Source organism: Vibrio sp. 2134-1 (genome assembly GCF_033339495.1).
Genome location: NZ_JAWOUS010000278.1, coordinates 1 through 812 on the forward strand (window position 1 = coordinate 1; position 812 = coordinate 812).

The 812-nt window shown below is 49.9% G+C and carries 1 protein-coding gene; it reads left to right on the forward strand.

Features of this window, described 5'->3' with window-relative positions:
- Window positions 1-812, forward strand: an 812-nt coding sequence (hemW, locus tag R7R78_RS25470; RefSeq protein ID WP_225474541.1) for a radical SAM family heme chaperone HemW, incomplete at both ends; no start/stop codon positions are given.

Genomic DNA, 812 nt, shown 5'->3' on the forward strand with positions numbered 1-812 from the left:
CCGCTTAAATGACGCACCGCGTCCGCTGCATTCCATCTTCATTGGCGGTGGTACGCCAAGTTTGATTTCTGCAGAAGGCATTGAGCGTTTGCTAAAAGGCATCGAAGCGCGAATTCCATTCAAGCCAGACATTGAAATCACTATGGAAGCAAACCCTGGCACCATCGAAGCAGAGCGTTTCGTGGGTTATCGTAAAGCGGGGGTCACGCGAATTTCCATCGGAGTTCAAAGCTTTGAGCAGGAGAAGTTGGAGCGTCTAGGACGAATTCATGGTCAAGACGAAGCCGTTAATGCAGCGAAACTTGCCCATCAAATTGGTTTGAACAGCTTTAACCTCGACTTAATGCACGGCTTACCCGATCAAAGCATCGAACAAGCGCTAGCCGATTTGGACAAAGCGATTGAGCTCGCACCGCCGCACCTGTCTTGGTATCAGCTCACCATCGAACCAAACACCATGTTCTACTACAAGCCACCGACACTACCAGATGACGATGACTTGTGGGACATCTTCGAACAAGGGCATGAAAAGCTAGCAGCAGCAGGTTACGTTCAGTACGAAATCTCTGGCTACAGCAAACCGGGCTATCAGTGTCAGCACAACCTGAATTACTGGCGCTTTGGCGATTACCTTGGTATCGGCTGTGGCTCGCATGGCAAATTAAGTTTTGCCGATGGCCGCATCATTCGTACCACGAAAGTGAAGCATCCTCGTGGCTACTTGGCCGCTTATCAAAATATGGTAAAGCCGTATTTGCATACCGAGCAGCTCGTTGCCGATGAAGACCGCCCATTTGAGTTCTTCATGAACC